This window comes from Mesorhizobium sp. B2-3-6 (assembly GCF_006442305.1).
GTDB lineage: Bacteria > Pseudomonadota > Alphaproteobacteria > Rhizobiales > Rhizobiaceae > Mesorhizobium.
Window position 1 is genome coordinate 279,199 of sequence record NZ_VFVW01000003.1, and the last position, 24,575, is coordinate 303,773.

Consider the following 24,575-nt stretch of genomic DNA (forward strand, 5'->3'; position numbering starts at 1 on the left):
CAAAGGTTCCGTCGGCGCGGAATGCTCACAAAATGGTGAGTTAGGAGCACCCTCGAAAACCGCGGCCGATCGCAACCATGCGGGACGGCCAGCGTTCGAAACAATCATGAGCCTGTCGTAATGGAAATGCTGTCATGACCTCTGCCAATCCGAATCTCGCCGACAGGCGTCGCTCCGGCGTCGCCTTCTGGTGGACCATGTTCGTGGGTGTGCTGCTGGCAATACTTGGTTTGCTGATCGGCGCAGGCGGCGCCTGGCTCGTCGCGCTGGGCGGCTCCTGGTACTATTTGCCCACCGGAGTGGCTCTCCTGGCGTCGGGTGTTTTGCTTTTGAGCGGCAATGCCGCCGGAGTCTGGCTCTACGTCCTGACCTGGATCGCGACGCTCGCCTGGGCTTATTGGGAAGTCGGCATGGACGGCTGGGGGTTGATGCCCCGGGTGCTCGCGCCGACGGTCATCCTGATCTTCGTTCTTTTGACCTTGCCTGCCTTTCGCGCCGGGCACGCGAAACGGGTTCGCGACCGCGGCTGCGCGACCGCATCCGCTGCCCTTTTCATTGTCGGCTGCGCGATCGGGCTTCAGCATTTCACGCCCTCGGCACAATCCCAGGAGGCATCCCCGGTTGCCCCGGTCACGCCACCCGCCGCAGGAAGCGCATCTGGTCAGTCTCCGGTCAGCCCTCAGCCCGATGTCGCGATACACCAGGCTGGACCGAATTGGCCCGTCTATGGCGGCTCGGAACTTGCCACCCGCTATTCGCCTCTCAAACAGATCACCGCCGACAACGTCGCGAAGCTGACCAAAGTTTGGGATTTCCACACGGGCGATATGCCAAGCAAGGCGGCGACCGACAAATACTCCCCGGAAAACACCCCCCTCGAAGTGGACGGGCACCTGTTTGCATGTTCGGCCAAGGGCATCGTCATCTCGGCCAACGCGGCAACCGGCAAGGAGGAGTGGCGCTATGATCCGAAGGTATCCGACGCCGCCATCCCATACGGCGCCAGTTGCCGGGGCGTCGCCTACTACGCCGTTCCAGGCGCAAGCGCCGATCGACCATGCGCAACACGCATCTTGTGGGGCACGCTCGATGCAAGGCTGATTGCCATCGACGCCAGGACCGGGAAGGCATGTGGCGATTTCGGCCAGCAGGGCGTCGTCGATCTCACCCAGGGGCTCGGCAAGACCGTGCCCGGCTGGTATTCGGTGACGGCGCCTCCGACCGTCGTGCGCGGCATTGCCGTGCTTGGCGCCCAGGTGCAGGACGGCCAGGCCGAGGATGCGCCGTCAGGCGTCGTGCGCGGCTATGACGTGATGTCGGGGAGACTGGTCTGGGCTTGGGACATGGGCCATCCGGACCGCACGGGCGCACCGCCCCAGGGCGATACCTACACGCGCGGCACGCCGAACATGTGGACCGTAGCCGCCGCCGATCCGCAGCTCGGCTATGTCTTCCTGCCGCTCGGCAACGCCGCCGTCGACTATTACGGCGTCGATCGCAAGGACTTCGAAAACCAATACAATTCCTCAATCGTCGCCATCGATGTCACGACGGGCAAGCCGGTCTGGCATTTTCAGACCGTCCATCACGACCTTTGGGACTATGACCTCGGTTCGCAGCCGACACTCGTCGATTTTCCGTCAGTCAATGGAAAGGTTCCCGCAATCATCGTGCCCAGCAAGCAGGGCCAGATCTATGTGCTCGACCGCAAGACCGGAAAATCGCTGTTCCCGGTCGAAGAACGGCCGGTGCCGTCGGGCGGCGTCGAACCAGAGAAATTGTCCAGGACGCAGCCTTATTCCGGCTATGCGCATCTCGACCAGCCTGTGCTGACCGAGAAGGATATGTGGGGCATGAGCCCGCTCGACCAGCTCTACTGCCGCATCCAGTTCCGGCAGGCTTCCTACCAGGGCGAATATACGCCCCCCACGGTGGACAAGCCTTTCATCGAATATCCCGGCTACAATGGCGGCTCCGACTGGGGAAGCGTCGCCGTCGACACCGATGCCGGCATCCTGGTCGCCAATTACAACGACATGCCCAACTATGATCAGTTGATACCGCGCCAAAAGGCGGACCAGATAGGCTTCAGGTCGATCGAACAGGGCGGCGCTTCGAAAAGGGCCAAGGACATGGGTGACCCGCAGATGGGTTCGCCGTACGCCATTGCCGTCAACGCGGGCTGGCGCCTCTCGACGGGGCTGCTTTGTTCCGAGCCGCCTTACGGCCATATCCGTGCCATCGAGTTGAAGACAGGCAAGACGCTCTGGGACAAGCCGCTCGGCGAGGCGGTCGAGAATGGCCCCTGGCGCATCCCGTCCATGCTGCCGCTGGATATCGGCACGCCAAACAATGGCGGGCCGCTCGTGACCGCCGGCGGCCTGATCTTCATCGCGGCGGCGACGGACGACAAGCTGCGCGCCATCGACATCAAGACCGGCAAGGTGGTCTGGCAGACGGATCTGCCCGCTGGCGGCCAGACCACCCCGATGACCTATGAGGTCGGCGGCCGGCAATATGTCGTCATCGCGCCCGGCGGTCATCATTTCATGGAGACGAAGGTCGGCGACGACGTGATCGCCTATGCGTTGCCGGCCGACTGATGGCGCGCCCGGCGTGGCCCGGACTGGCTTGCGCTTGTCGGCTGGCAAAGCGTGACCCCGGCCGTCAGCTCCCGTGATTTCTGGGGAACCTTGCCGGGATGAGCAGGTTTAGCTGCCTGAGACACTCCAAATTCGTCGGAAGGAGCAGCTCATGAGCAACGATCCCGACAAGGAGGGGCCTGTTTTTCCGCAGAGGATGCGCGGCAAGGCGAGATTATCCTGCGAACGCGAACGCGCCGTATCATCTTCATTGCGGGACTTGTCGGCATCGTGCTGGTGATGATGCTGCTGCACTTCGCCTAGCGCGGCCGGCCACAAACCCTCAATCTGAAACAGGAACTTTTTCGGACGCGGGTCCGTTGATTTACGTCCTTCCAGCACGCGGCTTTTGCCGCACCAACCCTACCGCGGACCGCTAACGTGGACACGAATTCTCCAGACGTCGCACCGGTCGACGAAAGACCTCAAACAAAACGTCGCCCCGATGCACGACCGAAGCGCGCCTCGTCGCGCCCACAACCGAAACAGGACCTCGATGCTTCCGCCGGGAACAAAGAGGGCCTGTTCGGCTCGCTCAGGCGGCACCCCTACGTCACCGCGGCGGTCATCCTTGTTCTGCTGCTGGCATCGGCCGCAGCGATAATCTGGTGGCTCCAGGCGCGACAGTATGAATGGACCGACGATGCCTTCATCGACGCCCGTACCGTAACCATAGGTGCCGAAATCGCCGGCCGCATCACCGATGTGGCGGTGACCGACAATCAGAGCGTAAAGGCCGGCGATGTCCTGCTGCGCATCGATGACAGGGATTATCAGGCATCCCTCAAGCAGGTTCAGGCGCAGGTGGCGCAGGCCGACGCCGAAACCGCTGACATCGCAGCCCAGATCGAAGCGCAGCAGGCCAAGGTGGACCAAGCCCAGAAGCAGGTGTCGCAAGGCCGGGCAGCGCTTGATTTCGCGAAAGCCGAAAATCAGCGCAACAGCGAATTGCTTGCCAAGGGAACCGGAACGCTGCAGCAGGCGCAACAGGCTGCCTCGACGCTTCGCCAGGCCCAGGCGACGCTCGACAGCTCGCAGGCGAACGTCGTGGCGGCCCAGAGACAAGTCGCCGTCCTCGAGGCCCAGCGCAAAAGCGTGGCGGCAAAACTCGACCAGGCCCATGCCAGCGAAGAGCAGGCCCGCACCGCGCTTTCCCGCACCTCGATCACCGCTCCGGTGGCCGGACGGGCGACGAACATATCCGCCGCCGTGGGCGCATATGCCCAACCGGGGCAAGTGCTGATGATGTTCGTGCCCGAGGACGTGTGGGTGAAGGCCAACTTCAAGGAAACACAACTCGACCTTATGCGGCCTGGCCAGCCCGTCGAGATCGATATCGACGCCTACCCGGAGCAGACCTTCAGGGGCCACGTCGACAGCATCCAGGCCGGCAGCGGAACCGCTTTCAGCCTGCTGCCCGCAGAGAACGCGACCGGCAATTTCGTCAAGGTGGTGCAGCGCGTGCCCGTGAAGATCGTCTTCGACAAGAAGACCGGCCTGCTGCTCGGGCCCGGCATGTCCGTCGTGCCGACGGTCAAGGTGCGATGACCGGCCAGGCGACCGCGCAAGCCGGCGAAAGCCGGTCCGCCGCGGGCGGGCGCAATCCCTGGCTTATCGCCATCGTCGTCTCCATCGCCACCTTCATGCTGGTGCTCGATACGTCCATTGCCAATGTGGCGCTGCGCAACATAGCCGGCAGCCTCGCGGCCGGAATGGACGAAAGCACCTGGATCATCACCACCTATCTGGTCGCCAATTCCGTCATCATCCCGATCAGCGGCTGGCTCGCCGGCGTGATCGGCCGCAAACGCTACTACATGATCTGCGTCGCTACCTTCACCCTCGCGTCGCTGCTCTGCGGCCTCGCGCCGAACCTGGAAATGCTGATCCTGTTTCGCATCCTTCAGGGGCTGGGCGGCGGTGGGATGGCGCCCAGCGAGCAATCGATCCTCGCCGATACTTTCCCGCCCGAAAAACGCTCGCAGGCCTTCGCGCTCTACGGCATCGCCGTCATCGTTGCACCGACGGTCGGGCCGACCATCGGCGGCTGGCTGACCGACCATTTCTCCTGGCATTGGATCTTCTTCATCAACGTGCCCTTCGGCATCATGTCGTTGGCCCTTGTGCAATGGCTGCTGGTCGAGCCAGACGTGCTGGAGCGCGAGCGCCAGGAGAGGCTGAAGGATGGCCTCAAGATCGACTGGATCGGCTTCATCTTCGTCGTGCTGGCGCTCGGATCCCTTGAGATCTTCCTTGACGAGGGCCAGCGCAACGACTGGTTTGCGTCGGGCTTCATCACGACATTCGCCGTGATCTCGGCCGTCTCGTTCTTTTTCCTGATCCCCTGGGAGTTTCGCCATCGCGATCCGATCGTCGACATGCGGCTGGTTTTCACCCGCCAGTTCGGCACATCCTTCCTGGTGATGATGGCGGTCGGCGCGGTGCTGTTCAGCACAACGCAGATATTGCCGCAGCTCCAGCAGACCACCTTCGACTACACCGCGACGCTTTCGGGACTTTCGATGATGCCTGGCGGCATCGCCATGCTGATGCTGATGCCGATTTCCGGCTTCGCCTCCGGCTTCGTGCAGCCGAAATACCTGATCATGATCGGCATGTCGGCGGTTGCCGTGGGATTGTGGCACCTGACTTCACTGTCGCCGAATGCCGGTTTCAGCTATTTCACCTATGCCCGCATTTTCATCACGGTAGGGCTTCCCTTCCTGTTCATCCCCATTTCGACGGCCGCCTATGTCGGCCTGCCGCCGCAAAAGACCAACCAGGCCTCGGCGCTGATCAATGTCGCCCGCAATATCGGCGGCAGCGTCGGCGTATCGCTCTCCAACACCGTCGTGGCGCAGAACGCACAACTGCATCAGACCCATCTGATCGGCAACACGGCGCAGTCCTCGCCTGTCTATCAGCAGATGCTTCGGCGCATGACTGACTATTTCGTCGCTCAGGGCTCGCCCGCGGTCGAGGCGAAAGTCCAGGCGGTCGGCTGGATTGGCCAGACGATAGGCCGGCAGGCGACGCTTCTGGCTTACGTGGACTTGTTTCGCTACTCCGCGATCGCGACCGCCCTGCTCGTGCCGCTCGCACTTTTGCTGCGCTCTCCCAAGTCGAGTTCCTCCGCGAAATAGCTTCTACCGAGGCAGGCGCTCCTTCGAGCAAGGCAGTTTCATGGAACCGGGCGGCGCTTGTCTGGTTACGTCCCATGACACGGAAAAAAGGAGACAGACCGATGGCCAAGGAAAAGATCCGGCCACAAGACGAAGATCGCGAAGCCGTGCATCTGGCCGAAACGACCGACGTCTCGCCCAAGCAGGCGAAAGATCTTATCCGCAAGCACGACAACGACAGGAAAGAGGTGAAAAAGGAAGCCAAGAACTTCAAGGCTGAGGGGTAGGCGTTCGGGCGGATACTGCCGGCCGCTTCGACGCCGCGCGCCTGCCGCAATATGGAACCGGGACGCGAACGGTTCGTTCGAATAAGTGGGCCGGCCTGAAAATTCACCGCCAAGGTTTCTGCACCTTGGCCACAGGACAACGGCAATGAAATCGAAACTGGTTTCGAAAGTCGCGGGACAGAGGACCTTCGTGGTGGTGCTCGAGCCTGGCGAAGAGGCGATTGGCGTGCTCACTGCCTTTGCCAGCGAAGAACAGATCGACGGCGCATCGCTGACCGCGCTCGGCGCGTTCGAGCGAGCAGCGGTCGGTTGGTTCGATTTCGAGGCAAAGGACTATCGCAAGATACCGGTCAACGAGCAGTGCGAGGTTCTCAGCGCGATCGGCGACATTGCCTTGGGCGATGACGGCAAGCCCAGCCTCCACCTGCATGCCGTGCTCGGACTGAGCGACGGAGCGACGCGGGGCGGACATCTGCTGGGCGGCGTGGTGCGACCGACCCTGGAGGTCACACTGGTCGAGTCCCCCGCTCATCTGCGCCGCACGAAACACGCCGATCTCGGCATCGCCTTGATCGACCTGAGCGCCTGACCTGGACATTGCTTCGAGATCAGGTCCAGTTGGAAAGAACCGTCTCCATCTCGACCGTTTCGACCTGCTGCGCGAACCGCTGATGATAGACGGTCATCAGCGCGTCGTGTGTTGCATCCGAAGAGCTGCACAGGGCATCCGTCACCAGAACCACGCGGTAGCCGATATCGATCGCGCCAAGCACTGTCGCCAGAACGCAGACGTCGGTCTCGCCGCCGGTGATGACGAGAGTGTCGATCCGGCGGGATGAAAGCAGCGTGTGCAGATGCCCTTCGGGCCACGGTGAGTAGATGTGCTTGTCGACAACGATCGCCGGCGGGCAGCATGCCGCCAGCGGCGGCAGGAGTTCGATCATCTCCTCGCCGATCCTGTCGATGGTCATCGATGCCCAGCGTTCATAGTACCGCTTCCAGGTGCCGGTGCCCTGCCCCGGGCGTCGCGCCGGAAGGAAGCGAGTGAAGATCGTTTGTGAAGGATATCTTTCGGCAAGGCTGACGATCCGGGGAAGGACACGGGTGATCCAGGGTGTCGCCCACTCCGACGGCTCGGCGAACAGCCGCTGCATGTCGACACACAGATGGGCACAATGATCGCCCAGAGGTCCATATGCCAGACCCGGAGCCGACATCAGCAGCGACCCGCTTTGTCGTCTTCGGCGTCGAGCCGGCACAAGGCGGCCAGGGACGGATACCTGAACGCACATGCCAGCCGCATAGGGGTTCCGTTCAAGTCGACATCCTTGCGCTAGTCCCCAGTTTCTCGAGTGCCGACCAAACGCGAGGCAGCGAAACTCGTTCCCCTCGGGCTCTCGGAAACCACATCATCGGTGGAACGTTGACCAGCATCGAGGTTCGAGAGATCGGCCAATGGTCGCGCAGCAAGAAATGAGAGAACGAACCGGGGGATGCCTGTGCGGCAACGTCCGCTATCGCACCATCTCCAGGCCGCGCACTCACTATTGCCACTGCGACATGTGCCGACGCTCGACCGGCAGTGCGTTCGCAGTCCTGGCGTGGGTACCATCAGCCAGCTTGGAATGGCTTTCCAACAAGCCTTTCTGCCGCAGGTCATCACCCATCGCACAAAGAAGCTTCTGCCGCGACTGCGGATCGCCCGTCGCGTTGGCCTACGATGCATCGCCGGATGAGATCGCCCTGCATGTCGGAACCTTCGACGATCCCGCCGATCTCGAGCCACGCTACAATTACGGATCCGCGCAACGGCTCGGATGGACATGCTGCGGTGTGGACCTGCCGCACCACGACGCCGAAGAGCGGTGGTAGAAGCCGTGGCCGCTGCTTTTCCGCTGCCTTTGGATACCCGCCCCATGGAGGCCAAGGCGGCCGACGCACTGCCGGGCGACGACGGTCTCTGGCAGTATGAGCCGAAGTGGGACGGATTCCGCTGCCTGGCCTTCAAAGGCACCGCAAGCGTCGATCTCAGGGCCAAGTCCGGCAAGCCGCTCGGCCGGTATTTTCCGGAAATAACGACACTGTTGCGCGATCTCGATACCCAGTCTTTCGTTCTTGACGGCGAGATAGTCATCGAAGTGAATGGCGATCCTTCCTTCGAGGCCTTGCAGATGCGGCTTCACCCTGCCGAAAGCAGGATTCGCATGCTGAGCGCGCAAACCCCGGCCCGTCTCGTCCTGTTCGATATTCTCGCCGATCCGGACGGGGGGATCATGCTCGACAAGAGCTTGACGGAACGACGGGCCGCGATTGAGCGCTTCGTCATGAGGTCGGGCGTTTCCTCGTTGCGGTTGTCGCCGCGCACCACCGACGTGACCACCGCCAGGCGCTGGCTGGGCGAGGCCGGCCACGGCTCCACCGATGGAGTTGTCGCCAAACTGCTGATGGACCCTTATCGGCCGGGCGAGCGCACCATGATCAAGGTGAAGCGGCTGCGCACCGCGGACTGTGTCGTCGGCGGGTTCCGCTACCTGACGGGCAGCAGCCAGGTCGGATCCCTGCTGCTCGGTCTCTATGACGACCACGGCAAACTCGACCATGTCGGGTTTACGTCGACGATCGGCAAGGACGACAGGGCAGAAATTACCGCGAAGCTCGAGAACCTGAGAGGCGGACCCGGCTTTACCGGCAAGGCTCCCGGCGGGCCGAGCCGCTGGAGCACCGAACGCAGCGGGGAGTGGGAGCCCGTGCGGCCGGAGTTGGTGGTCGAAGTCCGTTTCGATCACGTCACCGGCAATCGGTTTCGCCATGGAACGAAACTGCTGCGATGGCGGCCGGACAAGGCGCCCCGGCAATGCGGGTTCGAACAGATTGAATGAAGGGAGGCTGGCAATGAGCATGCTCTACCGCGCGGCCAAGATTGCCGAGGACGCGCATCGATCGCAGACCGACAAGACCGGGCAACCCTATATCGAACACTGCAGGCGCGTGGTCGACACGGTCGAAACCCTTGACCAGAAGATCGTGGCTTATCTGCATGACGTCCTCGAAAAAGGGGAAGGCTGGACAAGGACAAGGCTGAAATCGGCGGGGTTTGGTCCCTCGATTGTCGCTGCGGTCGATGCGCTGACGAAGAGGCCTGGCGAGAATGAAATCGCTTTCGTGCGCCGGGCTGCGTCAAATCCCCTGGCGCGGCCGGTCAAGCGTGCGGATCTGGCCGACAACCTGTGGCAAGCGCGGCGGGCCGGGATTCCCCTCGCGAAATTTGAAGAGGGCCTGCGCATTCTCGACGAAGACCGCGCAGCGTGAAGGCGACCTGGGCCCGGTGTCATCGCACGACAACCCAATGGAATCGGTTCCCTTGGATAAATCCTGCCGCTGTCCTGCTATTCCACTATGTGAGGCGTGTGGCGCTCGTCTTCAGCGGGATCGGCGTCTATGCGAGCCTTGCCGGGATCGAAGGCGGCGTGGCGAGCAAGCACCCGGACAGGCGCCTCGGGCTCTTCATACGCCCACATGAAATCATCCGCCGATCCGCCAACGGCATGCACGCGCCAATAGCTCGCAGTGCCTTTTGGCGATATCGAGGTGGTATCGGTTTTCTCGAGCAGGTCGAAATAGATGTCCTGGAACGGGATGTAGAACACAGGATCCCTCCCCGTTTCCTGGACCTGCAGCGCATGTTCGGTGGAGGCGATGATGGCGTCGGAGAATCTGACAGTCACCGTTCCATGGAAAGGCTGAATATGGAGATTGTTTCCCGACGGTGATCGGGGCTCGGCTGAAGGGTTCATTTGAGTGTCTCTGAGATTTCCAATTGGTAAAGTTCAAGGGCCGGTCTCAAAGGCAAAACGAGGTAATGCGGGATTGGTTGCGCGAATGCGGCGGCTACCCCGCGATGCTGCATCCCAGGCCCAAGGCGGAACACCAACCGATCCCACTGAGAGGAACAACGGGCCGGGTCGGCGGTTATCCGTTAGCCTTTCCGATTCCACGATCCATCAGGATAGCCGAGTTCTGGCGGCGGAAAGCGACGCAACTGGCGACAAAGGGGCCACATGAGGCACCCGTTCATATCGGAGACATGAGATGGAACCGCGCAAGAAGCAACGATCCGAACAACGGGACGAAACTGAAGCCCCGGCAATCCAGCAGGCGGACTGGGATGCAATCAAGGGCGGCAGGGTTCTTCCAGACAAGGTGTCCGACAATGTCGACGCCGTCGTCGACGTCGAGAAGGAAGGCGACCTGCCGGAGGAGGACGATGACAACGCCTACCAGAACAGCGACGAGGCATTGCCCGATGACGAAGAGGAAGGTGCCATATCGCGCGATCTGGCCAGGCGAGCCGGGCCTTTTGACGAGCCCTGACCCCAAGGGCGCCGACACTGATCTTGCTGGCGCCCGGCAACCATCGAGTGGCCGAGGGTGTCAGGGCAACGGGCACTCCGTGCGTCACGAAAATCTCTTCACTTTCCGACGCCGGGATACTGCCTTTCCTTCAGCACGCTGGCCAGATGGGCCGCATTCGAAGCCGTCATTTCGATCATCTCGACCACGGCTTCCGGCGTTCCGGGCAGGTCGACATAGTTGACGTCGCCCATAGCCTGCCCAACCCAATACACGCCGCCATTGGCAGGAATCGTGAAGCCGACGTCGTTTAGCGCCTGAAAGCACGCCGCGTGACAGGCGTGAGCGCCGTCTTCATTGCCGACGATCGCCACGATCGCGACCTTGCCGGCGGCCGGCATCCGGCCTTGTTTGTCGGTCTCCGATAGAAACGCATCCATGCGCTCCAGGATGCGCTTGGCGACACTCGACGGCTGGCCGAGCCAGATGGGCAGGCCTAGCACGAAGATGTCGGCGTCGAGGATCTTCCTGCGGAGCTGCGGCCAACCGTCTCCCTCGCCCATGTCCGACAGCACGCCGGGTTTGACGTCATGGTCGAGGGCGCGAACAATCTCGCCGCGGACCCCATGCGGCACCATTGCCGCCAGCAGATCCGCCAGCAGGCGGTCCGTGGACGATTTCTCGGCGTCGTCGGAGGCCTTCAAGGTGCAATTGAGCGCAAAGGCGGTGAGCGGCATGGAAAGATCTCCCGAGTGCGTTCTGTGCCAAACGCACCGGGACGTCGTGGGTTGCCTGAACCCGACAAGAAGCTTCACCTTCCACCTAGGGAACCATCGAACGCTCTGCGGTGTTGGAGAACGAGCCCATTGCGTGAGTCGTCCCCGCTATGACCATGCCGCTTCATCCAACCTTGACCGACCTAGCCCTGCGCCTGGCTCTTGCTTTTGTTGCCGGCGTGATCATCGGAATGAACAGGGAAGCCCGCGGCCACACCGCCGGGCTCAGAACAACCATCCTGGTCGGCCTGGCGGCCGCGATCGCGATGATGCAGGCCAATATCCTGCTCGAGGTGGGTGGCAAGGATGCGGATTCGTTCAGTGTGATGGACGTGCTGCGTTTTCCGCTGGGCGTGCTGACGGGCGTCGGCTTCATTGGCGGCGGAGCCATTCTCCGCCGCGGCGACTTCGTGACAGGTGTCACCACGGCCGCCACCTTGTGGGTCATGACCGCAATCGGCCTCGCCTTCGGCGGCGGACAACTGGCACTTGGCACAGCGGGGACGGTTTTGACGTTGATAACGCTTCAGGTGCTGAAGCAGGTCGATCTGTGGGTCCCACGAACCCATCATGCGATCCTGGCGATCTCGTCGGCGAACGGCGTTCCGCCTGACCTCGACGCGCTGGTTCAACCGCTGGGCTATCGCTGGCGCTTTCTCGGAATGCAGCACGACATCGAGCGCGGCCGGTTCGTATTCTCCTTCGAGCTGAGCTGGAAACAGCCCGACGCGGCCAAACCCTCCGTCGAGATACTGGCGCGGATCAGTCCGCGCTACGACATCGAACGGTTTGACGCGATCAGCGATAAAGGTCCCCGACCATAGGCAGGGCAGCGATGCGTCCTCGTCCCTGCCTTGGATTCGATCGGAGCCGGAACAAATCCGGACTTCGCGCTTTGAACACGCAACACTGTTCGAGGCGATGGCTTGCTGTCCCTGTCGCGCGTCATCCCGATCGACCCTCCTCGAACAAGGAAGGAAGATATCATGAATAAGGCAATCATCATCCTGGCGGCACTCACTCTGGCTTTGCCTGCCCATGCTCAGTCCCGAAACGCACCCCTTCCCCCGGACGCACCGGCACCGGAAGCCGTGCCAGGTCAGACCGGCCCCGACCAGGGCATCACCGGACAGACATTCACCAACATAGCCATCGTCGCATTGGCGGACTTGCCACCCGACCTCAAGGCCAAGGTCGAGACCGTGGTTGCCCAGACCAGCCAGGAAGACCTTCACATCCTGCAGCGTTCGGTCAGCGCATCGCCGGAAGCTTCCTCGGTCCTGGCCGCGAATGGGCTTGACGCCTCCGAAGTGGTGGCGGCCAACATTGACGGCGACGGCACGCTGACGCTGATCATCCAGACCACGACCTGACGGCGTGGGGCAGAACCCGGTGCTTCGGCGGATGTCCCATTCCCGGTGCCAGGCGGCAACGGTCGAAGGAGGGCGTCATGGCTGACGCGACGGTCCGCAATTTCACGATAAACTTCGGGCCGCAGCACCCTGCGGCGCATGGCGTCCTGCGGCTGGTGCTCGAACTCGACGGCGAAGTCGTCGAACGCGTCGATCCGCATATCGGGCTGCTGCATCGGGGCACGGAGAAGTTGATCGAGTACAAGAACTACCTACAGGCCCTGCCCTATTTCGACAGGCTTGACTATGTGGCGCCGATGAATCAGGAGCACGCCTTCTGCCTGGCGGCGGAGAAGCTGCTCGGGATCTCGGCTCCACAGCGCGGCCAGCTCATTCGCGTGCTGTATTGCGAGATCGGCCGGCTGCTGTCCCATCTGCTCAATGTCACCACGCAGGCGATGGATATCGGCGCCCTCACGCCGCCGCTCTGGGGTTTCGCCGAACGCGAGAAACTGATGGTGTTTTATGAACGGGCATCGGGCGCCCGCATGCATGCCAACTATTTCAGGATCGGCGGCGTACATCAGGATCTTCCCCCGGACCTGTTGGACGATATCTGGGATTTCTGCGATCCGTTCCTCAAGGTCTGCGACAATCTCGAAGAACTGCTCACCGAAAACCGCATATTCAAGCAACGCAATGTCGACGTCGGCGTCATCGGTCTCGACGATGCCTGGGCTTGGGGGTTTTCGGGCGTAATGGTGCGTGGGTCGGGCGCGGCATGGGATTTGCGCAAGGCGCAGCCTTACGAATGCTACCCGCAGATGGAATTCGATATTCCCATCGGCAAGAATGGCGACTGCTATGACCGCTACCTCGTACGAATGGAGGAGATGCGCCAGTCGGTCCGGATCATGAGGCAATGTCTTGACAAGCTACGGTCGCCGCAAGGCCAAGGACCGGTCGCAATTCCCAACCGGAAGATCACGCCGCCACGCCGCGCGGAGATGAAACGCTCCATGGAAGCGACCATTCACCATTTCAAGCTTTACACGGAAGGCCATCACGTGCCCGAGGGCGAGGTCTATGCCGCCGTCGAGGCGCCGAAAGGCGAGTTCGGCGTCTATCTGGTTTCGGATGGGGGCAATGTTCCTTACCGGTGCAAGATTCGCGCGCCGTCCTTCGCACATCTGCAGGCGATGGACTATCTGTCCCGGGGGCACATGATCGCCGACGTCTCGGCGATCATCGGCTCCCTCGACATCGTCTTTGGAGAGATCGATCGCTGAACCGCCGTCGCCGCCCGCGGGACGCGGGCAGCGCTCTCGCAATGTCATCGATGGTCAGTGTGCCGTCTGCGAATGCGCGCCGCCTGCCTGTGAGATGCCGTTCAGCGCTTCGCCGGCTCGTGCTGCCTCGCCGTTTTTCGTGAGATCGCCAAGCGAGATGATGCCAACCAGCCGTTTTTCACGGCTGATCACCGGCAGCCGTCTAACCTGAAGGTCCCCCATCTGCTGGAGCACGTCCTCGATCTCCTCGTCGTCGTAACAGTACCTGATCTCGGCACTCATCACTTCGCGTATCCGCGTATCCGGGCCCCTACCCTGGGCGACGCCACGGACGGCGATGTCGCGATCAGTGATCATTCCGACCAGCCGGTCGTCCTCGCCTACGGGCAGAGCGCCGGCATCGAGGCTGGCCATGGCGGCGGCGGCCTCCCGCAGGGTCTGGTCCGGACTGGCGACCTGAACGCCTTGCGTCATGCAGTTGCCAACTTTCATGATGTTCTCCTTTGGTTGAAGCGCCCCTTGCCGTTGCTGCGATGGAAACACGATGGGGGGACAATGGCGCCGGCCCAAGACGTTCCATTGCCACGGGATCGGGATCTCATGCGTCGCACGTTCAGACGACGCGGCTCCCGGCATGCATCGGCGATTCTTCGTTCTCGTCGGGATTGGGCAGAGGCGTCTCGTCCGGGAGTTGTTCCGGATCAGGCTCCTCGATCGGTTCGGGCTTCCAGGTCGGCGCCGGCATCGGCACGTCGCGATTGGGATCTGGTTTTCCTGGGTTTGGCATCGGGATCACCTCCCTTCATTCGGGACGCAACTCCTGGCCGGCGTCATTTGTTCCATCGCCAATTCGCGGTCGCCTCCGGCCTTGCCGCCACGGATCGAGACGGCGCGCTGCCGATCGGATCCGCCGGTCGACTTCAGCCCCGTCTTTCGGAACCGGACGGTTTTCCAATCCGTTGTCTCGGCATCGATCGAGGAGAAAGACGATGGCTGGTGACGAGAGAATTTCCGGCAGCAACTTGCCCCAAGTCGCGGTCGACAGTGAACAGGTCCGGCAACTGGTGGCGACAGCCGATCTGCCGTCCAATCAGGCACGCGAGCTCGTGCGCCGTCACGGCAACGATCCGCACAAGCTCGAAGAACTGGCAAAATCTATCAAAGCGGTAAGCTGACCGTCGGGACGGCGTCCGACTCCGTCAGATTTCAAGCAAGGCATAGGGTCGGCCGGTCGGTTTGGAAACGTGCATGGCGACGTTGTAGACCCTCGCCCCGCCGGGCGTGCGGCCCTCATAGCTTCCCCGATGCGCATGGCCGTGCACGACAGCACTGACCTGGAACCGGTCGATCGTTTCCGCCAGCCGCGACGAGCCCAGAAACGGAAATATCTCCAGGGGTTCGCCGGCGATGGTCTCGACGATCGGAGCGTAGTGCAAAATGACAAGCGTGCGTTTTGCGCGAACCTGGCGCATCGCGTTCTCAAGCCGCATGGCCTCGCTGACGCTCTCGGCGACCATCGACTTGATGGCCGGCTCGCCGAAGGAGCCGAGCATGCGTGAACCGAACCCCCCGACGAACCCTTTCACGCCGACAAAACCGACCTCCTCTATTTCGGTCGTCTGCCCGTCGAGGAGATGGACGCCCGCTTGACGCAGGATTTCCGCGACGTCCTCGACCGCGCCGGATTCATAATCATGGTTGCCGAGCACGCCGACCACCGGGATAGAGCAGGCGCGCAGGTCTTCGGCGAGGATCTCGGCTTCGCGGGGCTTGCCCAGATTGGTCAGATCGCCTGGAAGAACGAGGATATCGGCCTCGCGCGACATTTCGCCGAAGAGATCGCGATACGATGTCTGGGCGTCCTCCTTCACATGCAGGTCGCCAACGGCCGCCACCTTGATCGTGGCGGTGCCCTCCATCGCCGGAGCGTCTTCGGTCCGTTCAGCCATCACGAAATTCTCCTGTACCGCCGACGCCGGCGAAGCCCCATTCCTTGACGTCGATTTCGTAGTCGGTCTGCGAAAGCAGGCGCCCGCGGCAGATCTTCATTCTGGGGGAAGGCAATTGGCGCTGCTTGGCAAGGCGGTCGAGCAGTTCGTCAAGCAGCCATGTGGGGATGCGGTCGCGCTCGCTCGGATAGATCCATCTGAAACTGAGAATCTGCATCAGCAGCACTTCCCAGTGGACTTCCAGGTAGGAGAGCAGCCTGTGCCAGTCGATCTGGTCCTGCGCCTTGAGGATCGTATGGGCGATGTCCGCCCCGTCATGACGCCCTCGGTCCTGGATGAAGCATTTGGACCATATGAGCTCGGTCGGGCCGACGATCCTCACCCGGCTTCCCAGCAGTTCGGTTTGGCGGGCATGCTCCATCCACTGGTCGCTTACCGGCATCGTTCCATTCGCCGAGGCGAATATGATGTCGAAGAAATGCGTGCCCTTGAAGACCTTTCCAAGCCACCGGTCGTCCTCGATTTCGACCGCGTAGCCGAGCTGCTTGAAATGGGCCAGGATGCGCGAGAAGTCGCCTGCCTTGCAGAAGATATCGAGATCCTTGGTCTGACGGATGACGCCGGTGTAGGCGCTTACCGCGTAGGTTCCGGCGACAAGGAAAGGAATGTCGGTGGCGGCGAGTTCGCGAATGGCTTCGGTATAGAACACCTCCGCCTCGGCGTTCTTGAGCGTCGGGGCGGCCTTTGCGTCGATCGCGGGAAGGGATGCCGGAACAGTTCCCGGCAACGGATCGTTGATCATGGCACGCATGGCTCCCACACATCGGCAACCGATTGATCGCCCGCGTTGTTAACAGCGGGAACCCTGCCTGGTTCCGCCATGGTCGCGTTGCGGCCTGAAGGAAATCGGGCGCGACGGGCAAAATTACCCGCAGAGTCCTGGGTTTCAATATGGTTGCATGGGCCGTTTCCCTGCATGGAACCATCGCCATTCGGCATCGTTAGCCCGAACAGCCGGAGCTGCCTTCGGGCGATCGGGGTGTCTGGTTTCAAGCGCAGACGATATCCAGGATGTATGTTCTTGCCCTAGCGACGGACTATGACGGCACGCTCGCCGAAGACGGGGTCGTCTCCGATGCGACCTATGCTGCGCTCGAACGGCTGAAGCAGACGGGCCGCAAGCTGATCATGGTGACCGGCCGCGAGCTTGCCGATCTCGAGCGGGTCTTTCCGGCACTCGACATCTTCGACAGGGTGGTCGCCGAAAACGGCGCGTTGATCTATACGCCCGCTTCGAAGAAGGAACGGCTTTTGGCGCCGGCGCCCCCGGCTGAATTCGTCGACAGGCTGAAGCGTCGCGGGGTCGCGCCCCTGTCGGTCGGACGCTGCGTCGTGGCCACCTGGGAACCACAGGAAGCCGCCGTGCTGTCGGAAATCAAGGAGCTTGGACTTGAGCTCGAGATCATCTTCAACAAGGGCGCGGTGATGGTGCTGCCAAGCGGGGTCAACAAGGCCACCGGCCTTGCCTGCGCACTCGAGGAATTGGGGTTTTCCGCCCACAACGTCGTCGGTGTCGGCGATGCCGAGAACGACCATGCATTCCTGCGCGCCGTCGGCTTCGGCGTCGCCGTGGCCAACGCATTGCCGACCGTTAAGGAGACGGCGGATTTCGTCACAGCCAGCCCTCGAGGTGCCGGCGTGGTGGAACTGATCGAACAGCTCATATCGCGCGATGCCGGCTTCGTGGAGACGGCTCGCCAACATGTGGAAGTGGGAACCGACATATCGGGCGCGCAGGTGCACCTTTCACCGCATGGCGGCGGCGTGCTGCTGGCCGGCACATCCGGTATCGGCAAATCCACGCTTGCCACCGCGTTGACCGAGCGCTTTGTCGAGAAGGGTTTTCAGTTTTGCGTTCTCGACCCCGAAGGCGACTATCAGGAACTCGAGAATGTGGTGGTGGTTGGCGACGCCAAGACCCCGCCGATCTCGCGTGAGGTCTTCGATTTTCTGTCCAAGCCAACCAACAATGTCGCTGTTAACATGCTGGGGCTGAAGACCGCCGAACGGCCCGGCAATTTTGCCAAGCTGCTGCCGGACATGGCCAGCATTCGCGCGCGCACCGGCCGACCGCATTGGCTGATCATCGATGAGGCGCATCATCTCTTGCCCCAAGCCCGTGACGGCGCGTCTTTCGCGCTGCCCAAGAGCCTCCCCGCGACCATCCTGATCACCGTGCACCCCGATCTGGTTTCGCGCGACGTCCTGGCTGGCGTCGAAACCGTCCTGGCGCTTGGACCGGAAGCCGACAAGATCGTCGCAAGCTTCTGTGCCGCCACCGGCATCGACGTCCCCGACGGCGCCGTGCCGCCGCCAAAGGACGAAGTCCTGTTTTGGAAACGATCATCGGGCGAGCCGATCAGGACGGTCAAGGTCGAACGGCCCCGCCAGGTTCGCAAGCGGCACATGCGCAAATATGCCGAGGGCGACCTTGGCGACAACAGCTTCTATTTCCGGGGGCCGGACGGAGCGCTTAACCTGAAAGCGCAGAATCTGATGATGTTCCTTCACATCGCAGAAGGCATCGACGATCGCACCTGGGAACATCACCTGCGCGCCGGCGACTATTCGAAATGGTTCCGCAGCAAGATCAAGGACAAGAACCTCGCCGACGAGGTGGCGGACATAGAAACGGATACCGGCACGGACATGCAGGAGAGCCGCGCGGCCATCGCCGAGGCCATTGGCCGCCGTTACACTGCTCCCGCGGACTGACCTTGAGCCGGGGTAGACACAAGCCCATCCCGATTCCTCGGGATGGACCTTTCTCATGTCATGATACGGAGCGAGCGTCAGCGCGCCTGGCTGAAATGCCTAGCGGTTTTTGTGGCTCTGTTGGCCCGCTCTTACATGTTGTTCGTGCGAGCCGCCCCGCATGTTGGAGCCGTCGCCCTGTTGCCGCTCATTGTTGCCTGCGGCCTGTTGCTGCTGGCGGTTCTTGTTTTCCGTGTTCTTGTGGCTCTGCTGGCCCGCCTTCACATGTTGCTCGTGGCTACCACCTTGATTGGGCATGGTAATTCTCCTTTCAATCCAACTTCGAGACGACGGTCGTCTCCCCCGGAGAATGCAGATTTCGGCGCCGACGTTCCCTCACGTAATATTTCGTGACATCCTGCCAAGGGGACGAAGGCGGACCGAGCTTGATGCCGACCGGCGGGAGAGCGACATGCCTGAAGCAGCGATCATCACCCCGAGGGTGTGACGCGCCACACTGTGTTTCCGACATCGTCCGCGATCAGCAGCGCTCCGGTTTTGTCGATGGCAACGCCGACCGGCCGACCACGCGCCTCCTCCTGGTCGTTGAGGAAACCTGTGACGACGTCTTGAGCCATGCCGCTGGGGCGGCCACCGCTGAACGGCACGAAGACGACTTTGTAGCCATTCAGCCCGGGACGGTCCCAGCTGCCGTGCTCGCCGACAAAGGCGCCGCCCCGATATATCTGCGGCAGGCTGGTTCCGGTGTAGAAAGCCATGCCCAACGGTGCCACATGCGAACTCAGCGCATAATCGGGAACGATCGCCTTGGCGACCAGATCCGGGCGCTGCGGCATTACCCGGGGATCGACATGCTGGCCGTAATAGCTGTACGGCCAGCCGTAGAAGCCGCCGTCCTTCACCGATGTCATGTAGTCTGGAACCAGATTTGGCCCAAGTTCATCGCGCTCGTTGACGACAGTCCAGAGTGCTCCGGTCTGCGGCTCGAAGCTCAAGCCGTTCGGATTGCGCAATCCGCTGGCAAAAATGCGCGATCGTCCGGTGGCCCTGTCCACCTGCCAGATCGCGGCGCGGTCCTTTTCCGCGCCGATGCCGTTTTCGGTAATGTTGCTGTTCGAACCGACGCCGACATAGAGCAACGAACCGTCCGGGCTGGCGACGAGGCTTTTGGTCCAATGATGATCGATCGGACCGCCCGGCAATTCCGTCAACCTGACACCCGGCGCGGTGATCTTGGTGTCGCCTGGTTTGTAGGGGTAGCGCATGATCGCGTCGGTGTTGGCAACATAGAGGTCGTTTCCCACCAGGGCGACGCCGAAGGGCGAATTCAGGTGATCGAGGAACACATCCCGGACGTCAGGCACGCCGTCGCCATTGCTGTCACGCAGCAAGGTGATGCGGTTGCTCGGTCCCGTATCGCCGCCCGAGGTGACAAGCGATTCGATCAGGCCCATCACGATATCCTTCGGCCGTTTGGCTGGCGGTTCCGGCGGGGCCTTCGATTCGACGACCAGCACATCGCCGTTCGGCAGGATGTAGAGCGAGCGCGGATGCTGAAGCCCGGTCGCCAGCGCATGGATCTGCAGGCCCTGCGCTACCGTCGGCGTTTCGTCCTTCTTCCAACCGACGACGGATGCAAGATGCATCGGCGGGAACAGATATTGCTTTATCTCCGGCAAATTCGGGTTGGGGCCGATCTGAGTGCTTGGGTCGGCGGCGTCGTCGCTGCAGCCCGCGGCGCCGAGCGTGGCAAAGCAAAGGAACGCAAGCCCTGTACCATAAGCGCGTCGCTTGCCGGATCGATCAAACGGTTTCATCGGCCACTCCCACGTGGTGGCGGTAGACAAGGGCCCAGCCCAGCCAGCCGGTAAATATCAGGATGAGTACCACCAGCGCCGACAGGATCAGGCCTGTCGGCAGGACCGAGGTCCAGGCATCACGGGTATGTATGAGCATGTTGAAGAAGGAGAGTATGACCGCCAGCGCATTGCCCAGCATGTGCAGCCACGCAGTTTTATGTGCGCGCACCCGGCGATCGCCCAGGAAGTCGGTGAAGCCGGCAATGGCGGCTAGGACGCCGACGATCACCCCGACCGTCAGCAGCCAGGCGGAGAAATTCGCCCACATCATCTCCGCCGTCCGCCAGTAGTTCAGGTCCGTCAGCAATGCGCCGACGAAGCAGGCGATGGGAATGGGCACGAGCATCGGATGGATGGGATGGCCGGCGATGCTGGCCGTGGAAGCCGGATTCTCCCTTGCCATGAGGAAGTCCTTCCATATCAACTCTTGGTTGGCCCATAAACAATCCCCAAGGCCGGAGGTTCCTGCCTGATGGTCCCGGCGGGTCGCCGCGGACCGAGTTCAGCGGTCAGATCGGCACGGTCGCCAGCACCTGGCGGGCGATGATCAATTCTTCGTTAGTGGCGATTGCGTAAACATCGACCGAGCTGCCCTCGCCGGTGATCCGCCCTTTTCCCGACCGGTTTGCATTCGCGTCGAGCAACACGTCCAGCCATCGCAGGCGCTCGCAAACCGCTTCACGGATCTGCCAGGAATGCTCTCCGATCCCTCCCGTGAACACCAGCGCCTCGATACCCTGGAGCGTGGCTCCCATCGCCGCGATCTCGCGGGCGATCCGAAACGTGAAGAGATCGATCGCCTCCGCCGCACGAGGATCCTTGCTGCCAAGCAAGGTCCGCACATCTGCCGACACTCCCGAAACGCCGCGCAGGCCGGACTTGTGATAGAGCAAGGTCTCCAACTCTTTCACGGACATGCCGCGCGCCTGCTGAAGGTAGAGAAGCACGCCGGGGTCGATGGCGCCCGGCCGCGTGGCCATCATCAACCCGTCAAGCGCAGTGAACCCCATGGTGGTGTCGAGACTTCTGCCTTCGCGCATGGCGCACAGGCTGCATCCGCTGCCGAGATGCGCGACCACGCAACGCTTGCCCCGGAGTCCGGGCGAAAGCGCCTGCAGCTGGCCTGCGACGAATTCGTAGGAAAGGCCGTGGAAGCCGTAACGGCGGATCCCGCTTTCCTCGAACTCGCGCGGCAGCGCATAGCGGTTGACGGGCGGCTCCAGCGTGCGGTGAAAGGCGGTGTCGAAGCAACCGATCTGGGGTAGGCCGGGCAGCAGTTTGGAGATCGCACGAACCGGCGCTAGGCCGGCCGGCTGGTGGAGCGGTGCCATCGGCGTCAGCGCGTCGAGCGCCTCGACGATCTCGCCGGTCAGCAGGACCGGAGTCGAAAACCGCTTGCCACCATGGACGATGCGATGGCCGACCGCGCTCAGCGGAGCCTGCGCAAGATACGGATCGAGGACATCGAACAAGTCCCGCAGGAGAACCTCTACGGGCGGGCTTGCGGGCTTGACGGCGCGTTTGAAGATGGATTTGCCCGACGCGTCCTTGGCGACGAGGCTTGGCTCGTCATCCAGGTCTTCGAACGCACCGCTCACCGTGAGCACCGGTCCCTCCTGTGATCCGGCTTCGAACAGACCGAACTTCAGGCTGGACGAGCCCGCATTGAGGGTGAGTATTGCGCCGGTCACGAGCGGCGCTCCCCGGCGGGCGCGGCCTCAATCATCCGCCGCGCCCGCCTTCTCGCGCCAGGCCCAGTTCCGGATCTCGGGCATGTCCTCGCCATGTTCGCGGACATAACGCGTGTGCTCGCTCAGGCCGTCGGCAAATCGGGCCCTCGCATCGGCTGCCGTGGCGCTCAGCCCCGGCACCCGGTCGATGGCCTCGATGGCAAGGTGAAAACGGTCCAGTTCGTTGAGCACCGCCATGTCGAAGGGCGTGGTCGTCGTGCCCTCCTCTTTGAAGCCGCGAACGTGGAAGTTGTCGTGATTGGCCCGTTTGTAGGTCAGCCGGTGAATGAGATAGGGATAGCCGTGATAGGCGAAGACCACCGGTCTGGCGGTCGTGAACAGCCTGTCGAATTCCGCGTCCGCCAGGCCGTGGGGATGCTGCTCCTTGGGCTGCAGCGCCATCAGATCCATCACATTGACGACGCGTATCGCGAGATCCGGTATCGCCCGGCGAAGAAGGTCGACAGCCGCGAGCGTCTCCAGCGTCGGCACGTCTCCCGCGCAGGCCATCACCACGTCGGGATCCTCTCCTCCACGCTCGGTTCCCGCCCAATCCCATATCCCGATGCCGGCCTCGCAATGACGTATGGCGTCGTCCATCGACAGCCACTGGGGAGCCGGCTGCTTGCCGGCGACGATCACGTTGACCCGATTGTAGGTTCGCAGGCAGTGATCCGTGACCCAGAGCAGCGTATTGGCGTCCGGCGGGAAGTAGATGCGCACGATATCCGCCTTCTTGTTGGCGACGAGATCGACGAAGCCGGGATCCTGGTGGCTGAAACCATTGTGGTCCTGCCTCCACACATGGGAGGTCAACAGATAGTTGAGCGACGCGATCGGCCGCCGCCAGACAAGTTCACGCGAGACCTTCAGCCATTTGGCGTGCTGGTTGAACATGGAATCGACTATGTGGATGAACGCCTCGTAGCATGAGAAGAGGCCGTGCCGGCCGGTCAGCAGGTATCCTTCCAGCCAGCCTTGGCAAAGATGTTCGCTCAGCACCTCCATGACGCGGCCGTCGCGCGCCAGATGCTCGTCATAAGGCTCGATCTTTTCCATCCAGACGCGCTCGGTCGCGTCGAAGACCGCATCCAGCCTGTTGGACGATGTCTCGTCCGGTCCCATGAGCCTGAAATTGCGGGCATCGGCATTCAGCCGTATGACCTCCTCGATGAACGCTCCCATGAGCTTCGTCGCCTCGGCCCTTGCGCCGCCGGGTTTCGGGACCGCGACCCCGAAGTGGCGGAAATCCGGCAATCGCAACTCCTGCTTGAGCATCCCTCCATTGGCATGTGGATTGCTGCCCATGCGCCGCTCGCCATCCGGTGCCAGGGCCTGTAGCTCGTTTCGAAACCTGCCCGCTTCATCGAAAAGCGTCTCGGGCCGATAGCCGCGCATCCAATTTTCCAGAGCTGCGAGATGGCCTGCATCGTTTCGCGGGTCGGTGATCGGCACCTGGTGCGCGCGCCAGAAACCCTCGACCTTCTTGCCATCCAGCTCCTTCGGGCCGGTCCAGCCCTTCGGGCTTCTCAGCACGATCATCGGCCAGCGGGGCCGATGATCCACTCTGCCGGTCTCGCGCGCTTCCTTCTGGATTTCATCGATCCGATCGAAGACAGTATCGAGCGTTTCGGCCATCAGCCGGTGCATCGCCCGCGGTTCGTCGCCTTCGACGAAAAAAGGTTCATAGCCATATCCAGCCAGCAAGCTTCGCAACTCCTGCGCGTCGATCCGGGCGAGCACCGTCGGATTCGCGATCTTGTAGCCGTTGAGATGAAGGATCGGCAGGACAGCGCCGTCATGGACCGGATTGAGGAATTTGTTCGAATGCCAGGAGGCTGCCAGCGCCCCCGTTTCCGCCTCGCCGTCGCCGATCACGCAGGCCACGACGAGGTCCGGGTTGTCAAACGCGGCGCCATAGGCGTGAGCCAGCGCATAGCCGAGTTCGCCGCCCTCATGGATCGACCCCGGCGTTTCCGCGGCGGCATGGCTCGGGATGCCGCCCGGAAAGGAGAATTGGCGAAAGAGCTTGCGCAGCCCATCCTCGTCGCGACTGACCTCGGGATAGATTTCGCTGTAGGTCCCTTCGAGATAGGTATTGGCGACCATCCCCGGTCCACCATGGCCTGGGCCGCAAATGTAGATCACGTCGGCATCACGCTGCCTGATGATGCGATTGAGATGGACGTAGATGAAATTCAGCCCGGGCGTGGTCCCCCAGTGGCCAAGCAGGCGAGGTTTGATGTGCTCCGGCCGCAACGGCTCCTTCAGCAGCGGATTGTCGATCAGATAGATCTGTCCGACCGACAGAAAATTCGCCGCCCGCCAATAACGGTCGATGAGATCGAGCTCTCCTTGTTCAGGCCGGCTACGCATTGCCCGCACGAGTTTCTCCTTGGCAAAGCTGGTTGAAATACGATGCGTGCCGCCCGCATTGAATAATC

General features: G+C 62.2%; 26 protein-coding genes. 14 read left to right on the forward strand and 12 right to left on the reverse strand.

All coding sequences use genetic code 11. The features are described from left to right. Positions 1–134 precede the first annotated feature (134 nt). The 5 genes from FJ953_RS10585 (at position 135) to FJ953_RS10605 (ending at position 6,640) form a co-directional block, all read left to right on the forward strand. Complete coding sequence (locus FJ953_RS10585; protein ID WP_140624224.1) at positions 135–2,603, forward strand: membrane-bound PQQ-dependent dehydrogenase, glucose/quinate/shikimate family; 2,469 nt, start codon at positions 135–137, stop codon at positions 2,601–2,603. 561 nt (positions 2,604–3,164) lie between these two features. Next, the gene (locus FJ953_RS10595; RefSeq protein ID WP_263483076.1) at positions 3,165–4,190 is read left to right on the forward strand and encodes an HlyD family secretion protein; all 1,026 of its coding nucleotides are present in this window, start codon (positions 3,165–3,167) and stop codon (positions 4,188–4,190) included. Beyond that, entirely contained in the window at positions 4,187–5,785 is a 1,599-nt protein-coding gene (locus tag FJ953_RS10600) for a DHA2 family efflux MFS transporter permease subunit (RefSeq protein ID WP_140522246.1), read from the forward strand. The genes FJ953_RS10595 and FJ953_RS10600 overlap by 4 nt, the downstream gene beginning before the upstream one ends. Positions 5,786–5,886: 101 nt before the next feature. After that, entirely contained in the window at positions 5,887–6,051 is a 165-nt protein-coding gene (locus FJ953_RS30415) for a hypothetical protein (RefSeq protein ID WP_181165226.1), read from the forward strand. Between the two features lie 145 nt (positions 6,052–6,196). Then, a complete protein-coding gene (locus tag FJ953_RS10605; protein WP_140522248.1) occupies positions 6,197–6,640 on the forward strand; it encodes a PPC domain-containing DNA-binding protein in 444 nt (147 codons plus the stop codon). A gap of 19 nt (positions 6,641–6,659) precedes the next feature. Here the strand turns inward: FJ953_RS10605 and FJ953_RS10610 are convergent, their stop codons facing one another. Next, entirely contained in the window at positions 6,660–7,268 is a 609-nt protein-coding gene (locus FJ953_RS10610) for an isochorismatase family cysteine hydrolase (protein ID WP_140522250.1), read from the reverse strand. A 256-nt stretch (positions 7,269–7,524) separates the two neighbouring features. Between FJ953_RS10610 and FJ953_RS10615 the strand changes: the two genes are divergently transcribed. Genes FJ953_RS10615 through FJ953_RS10625 form a run of 3 tightly spaced genes read left to right on the forward strand, consistent with a single transcriptional unit; the run spans position 7,525 to position 9,360 of the window. Continuing rightward, complete coding sequence (locus tag FJ953_RS10615; RefSeq protein ID WP_224704864.1) at positions 7,525–7,923, forward strand: GFA family protein; 399 nt, start codon at positions 7,525–7,527, stop codon at positions 7,921–7,923. Continuing rightward, positions 7,875–8,930 carry an ATP-dependent DNA ligase gene (locus FJ953_RS10620; protein ID WP_140560377.1) on the forward strand — a complete coding sequence of 352 codons (1,056 nt, stop codon included), beginning with the start codon at positions 7,875–7,877 and terminating at the stop codon, positions 8,928–8,930. Before FJ953_RS10615 ends, FJ953_RS10620 begins: the two co-directional genes overlap by 49 nt. 13 nt (positions 8,931–8,943) lie before the next feature. After that, positions 8,944–9,360 (forward strand): HD domain-containing protein, encoded by a 417-nt coding sequence (locus tag FJ953_RS10625; protein WP_140513578.1) that lies wholly within the window; start codon positions 8,944–8,946, stop codon positions 9,358–9,360. Positions 9,361–9,437: 77 nt separating this feature from the next. Here the strand turns inward: FJ953_RS10625 and FJ953_RS10630 are convergent, their stop codons facing one another. Further along, a complete protein-coding gene (locus tag FJ953_RS10630; RefSeq protein WP_318012459.1) occupies positions 9,438–9,776 on the reverse strand; it encodes a DUF427 domain-containing protein in 339 nt (112 codons plus the stop codon). Positions 9,777–10,140: 364 nt separating this feature from the next. On the opposite strand from FJ953_RS10630, the gene FJ953_RS10635 reads away from it, so the two are divergent. Continuing rightward, entirely contained in the window at positions 10,141–10,422 is a 282-nt protein-coding gene (locus FJ953_RS10635; RefSeq protein WP_140496145.1) for a hypothetical protein, read from the forward strand. Positions 10,423–10,520: 98 nt separating this feature from the next. Here the strand turns inward: FJ953_RS10635 and FJ953_RS10640 are convergent, their stop codons facing one another. Beyond that, entirely contained in the window at positions 10,521–11,138 is a 618-nt protein-coding gene (locus FJ953_RS10640; protein WP_140513580.1) for an NAD(P)H-dependent oxidoreductase, read from the reverse strand. Between the two features lie 149 nt (positions 11,139–11,287). Between FJ953_RS10640 and FJ953_RS10645 the strand changes: the two genes are divergently transcribed. From FJ953_RS10645 to FJ953_RS10655, 3 genes are all read left to right on the forward strand, one after another. After that, positions 11,288–12,001 carry an MgtC/SapB family protein gene (locus tag FJ953_RS10645; protein WP_348640074.1) on the forward strand — a complete coding sequence of 238 codons (714 nt, stop codon included), beginning with the start codon at positions 11,288–11,290 and terminating at the stop codon, positions 11,999–12,001. 162 nt (positions 12,002–12,163) lie between these two features. Next, positions 12,164–12,550, forward strand: a complete 387-nt coding sequence (locus tag FJ953_RS10650) for a hypothetical protein (protein ID WP_140624226.1) — start codon at positions 12,164–12,166, stop codon at positions 12,548–12,550. Between the two features lie 77 nt (positions 12,551–12,627). Beyond that, the gene (locus tag FJ953_RS10655) at positions 12,628–13,818 is read left to right on the forward strand and encodes an NADH-quinone oxidoreductase subunit D (RefSeq protein WP_140496148.1); all 1,191 of its coding nucleotides are present in this window, start codon (positions 12,628–12,630) and stop codon (positions 13,816–13,818) included. Positions 13,819–13,872: 54 nt separating this feature from the next. Here FJ953_RS10655 and FJ953_RS10660 read toward each other — a convergent pair whose 3' ends face one another. After that, the gene (locus tag FJ953_RS10660) at positions 13,873–14,310 is read right to left on the reverse strand and encodes a CBS domain-containing protein (protein ID WP_140496149.1); all 438 of its coding nucleotides are present in this window, start codon (positions 14,308–14,310) and stop codon (positions 13,873–13,875) included. 121 nt (positions 14,311–14,431) lie between these two features. Next, entirely contained in the window at positions 14,432–14,605 is a 174-nt protein-coding gene (locus FJ953_RS10665) for a hypothetical protein (RefSeq protein WP_140496150.1), read from the reverse strand. Positions 14,606–14,807: 202 nt separating this feature from the next. Here FJ953_RS10665 and FJ953_RS10670 point away from each other — a divergent pair, with 202 nt between their 5' ends. Continuing rightward, complete coding sequence (locus FJ953_RS10670) at positions 14,808–14,993, forward strand: hypothetical protein (protein ID WP_140496151.1); 186 nt, start codon at positions 14,808–14,810, stop codon at positions 14,991–14,993. A gap of 24 nt (positions 14,994–15,017) precedes the next feature. On the opposite strand, the gene FJ953_RS10675 is transcribed toward FJ953_RS10670, so the two are convergent. Then, complete coding sequence (locus tag FJ953_RS10675; protein WP_140496152.1) at positions 15,018–15,767, reverse strand: metallophosphoesterase; 750 nt, start codon at positions 15,765–15,767, stop codon at positions 15,018–15,020. Next, on the reverse strand, positions 15,760–16,569 hold the full coding sequence (locus FJ953_RS10680) for a nucleotidyltransferase family protein (protein ID WP_140496153.1): 810 nt from the start codon (positions 16,567–16,569) through the stop codon (positions 15,760–15,762). Before FJ953_RS10680 ends, FJ953_RS10675 begins: the two co-directional genes overlap by 8 nt. A gap of 269 nt (positions 16,570–16,838) precedes the next feature. On the opposite strand from FJ953_RS10680, the gene FJ953_RS10685 reads away from it, so the two are divergent. Continuing rightward, complete coding sequence (locus tag FJ953_RS10685) at positions 16,839–18,542, forward strand: HAD family hydrolase (RefSeq protein WP_140624228.1); 1,704 nt, start codon at positions 16,839–16,841, stop codon at positions 18,540–18,542. Between the two features lie 99 nt (positions 18,543–18,641). Here FJ953_RS10685 and FJ953_RS10690 read toward each other — a convergent pair whose 3' ends face one another. The 5 genes from FJ953_RS10690 to FJ953_RS10710 all read right to left on the reverse strand — a co-directional run bounded on the left by FJ953_RS10690 (position 18,642) and on the right by FJ953_RS10710 (position 24,507). Continuing rightward, entirely contained in the window at positions 18,642–18,839 is a 198-nt protein-coding gene (locus FJ953_RS10690) for a hypothetical protein (RefSeq protein ID WP_140496155.1), read from the reverse strand. 173 nt (positions 18,840–19,012) lie between these two features. After that, the gene (locus tag FJ953_RS10695; protein ID WP_140624230.1) at positions 19,013–20,359 is read right to left on the reverse strand and encodes a sorbosone dehydrogenase family protein; all 1,347 of its coding nucleotides are present in this window, start codon (positions 20,357–20,359) and stop codon (positions 19,013–19,015) included. Continuing rightward, positions 20,346–20,804, reverse strand: a complete 459-nt coding sequence (locus tag FJ953_RS10700; RefSeq protein ID WP_140496157.1) for a DUF2231 domain-containing protein — start codon at positions 20,802–20,804, stop codon at positions 20,346–20,348. Before FJ953_RS10700 ends, FJ953_RS10695 begins: the two co-directional genes overlap by 14 nt. 106 nt (positions 20,805–20,910) lie before the next feature. Next, the gene (locus tag FJ953_RS10705) at positions 20,911–22,092 is read right to left on the reverse strand and encodes an acetate/propionate family kinase (protein WP_140624232.1); all 1,182 of its coding nucleotides are present in this window, start codon (positions 22,090–22,092) and stop codon (positions 20,911–20,913) included. Between the two features lie 27 nt (positions 22,093–22,119). Then, positions 22,120–24,507 (reverse strand): phosphoketolase family protein, encoded by a 2,388-nt coding sequence (locus tag FJ953_RS10710; protein WP_140624457.1) that lies wholly within the window; start codon positions 24,505–24,507, stop codon positions 22,120–22,122. Positions 24,508–24,575 lie beyond the last annotated feature (68 nt).

What these genes read in the sequence shown, in the direction of transcription:
- FJ953_RS10585 (WP_140624224.1), top strand. Translation starts at nt 135, where the DNA reads ATGACCTCTGCCAATCCGAATCTCGCCGACAGGCGTCGCTCCGGCGTC.
- FJ953_RS10600 (WP_140522246.1), top strand. Translation starts at nt 4,187, where the DNA reads ATGACCGGCCAGGCGACCGCGCAAGCCGGCGAAAGCCGGTCCGCCGCG.
- FJ953_RS30415 (WP_181165226.1), top strand. Translation starts at nt 5,887, where the DNA reads ATGGCCAAGGAAAAGATCCGGCCACAAGACGAAGATCGCGAAGCCGTG.
- FJ953_RS10605 (WP_140522248.1), top strand. Translation starts at nt 6,197, where the DNA reads ATGAAATCGAAACTGGTTTCGAAAGTCGCGGGACAGAGGACCTTCGTG.
- FJ953_RS10610 (WP_140522250.1), bottom strand. Translation starts at nt 7,268, where the DNA reads ATGTCGGCTCCGGGTCTGGCATATGGACCTCTGGGCGATCATTGTGCC.
- FJ953_RS10615 (WP_224704864.1), top strand. Translation starts at nt 7,525, where the DNA reads ATGAGAGAACGAACCGGGGGATGCCTGTGCGGCAACGTCCGCTATCGC.
- FJ953_RS10620 (WP_140560377.1), top strand. Translation starts at nt 7,875, where the DNA reads ATGCTGCGGTGTGGACCTGCCGCACCACGACGCCGAAGAGCGGTGGTA.
- FJ953_RS10625 (WP_140513578.1), top strand. Translation starts at nt 8,944, where the DNA reads ATGAGCATGCTCTACCGCGCGGCCAAGATTGCCGAGGACGCGCATCGA.
- FJ953_RS10635 (WP_140496145.1), top strand. Translation starts at nt 10,141, where the DNA reads ATGGAACCGCGCAAGAAGCAACGATCCGAACAACGGGACGAAACTGAA.
- FJ953_RS10640 (WP_140513580.1), bottom strand. Translation starts at nt 11,138, where the DNA reads ATGCCGCTCACCGCCTTTGCGCTCAATTGCACCTTGAAGGCCTCCGAC.
- FJ953_RS10645 (WP_348640074.1), top strand. Translation starts at nt 11,288, where the DNA reads ATGACCATGCCGCTTCATCCAACCTTGACCGACCTAGCCCTGCGCCTG.
- FJ953_RS10650 (WP_140624226.1), top strand. Translation starts at nt 12,164, where the DNA reads ATGAATAAGGCAATCATCATCCTGGCGGCACTCACTCTGGCTTTGCCT.
- FJ953_RS10655 (WP_140496148.1), top strand. Translation starts at nt 12,628, where the DNA reads ATGGCTGACGCGACGGTCCGCAATTTCACGATAAACTTCGGGCCGCAG.
- FJ953_RS10660 (WP_140496149.1), bottom strand. Translation starts at nt 14,310, where the DNA reads ATGAAAGTTGGCAACTGCATGACGCAAGGCGTTCAGGTCGCCAGTCCG.
- FJ953_RS10665 (WP_140496150.1), bottom strand. Translation starts at nt 14,605, where the DNA reads ATGCCAAACCCAGGAAAACCAGATCCCAATCGCGACGTGCCGATGCCG.
- FJ953_RS10670 (WP_140496151.1), top strand. Translation starts at nt 14,808, where the DNA reads ATGGCTGGTGACGAGAGAATTTCCGGCAGCAACTTGCCCCAAGTCGCG.
- FJ953_RS10675 (WP_140496152.1), bottom strand. Translation starts at nt 15,767, where the DNA reads ATGGCTGAACGGACCGAAGACGCTCCGGCGATGGAGGGCACCGCCACG.
- FJ953_RS10680 (WP_140496153.1), bottom strand. Translation starts at nt 16,569, where the DNA reads ATGATCAACGATCCGTTGCCGGGAACTGTTCCGGCATCCCTTCCCGCG.
- FJ953_RS10685 (WP_140624228.1), top strand. Translation starts at nt 16,839, where the DNA reads ATGTATGTTCTTGCCCTAGCGACGGACTATGACGGCACGCTCGCCGAA.
- FJ953_RS10690 (WP_140496155.1), bottom strand. Translation starts at nt 18,839, where the DNA reads ATGCCCAATCAAGGTGGTAGCCACGAGCAACATGTGAAGGCGGGCCAG.
- FJ953_RS10695 (WP_140624230.1), bottom strand. Translation starts at nt 20,359, where the DNA reads ATGAAACCGTTTGATCGATCCGGCAAGCGACGCGCTTATGGTACAGGG.
- FJ953_RS10700 (WP_140496157.1), bottom strand. Translation starts at nt 20,804, where the DNA reads ATGGCAAGGGAGAATCCGGCTTCCACGGCCAGCATCGCCGGCCATCCC.
- FJ953_RS10710 (WP_140624457.1), bottom strand. Translation starts at nt 24,507, where the DNA reads ATGCGTAGCCGGCCTGAACAAGGAGAGCTCGATCTCATCGACCGTTAT.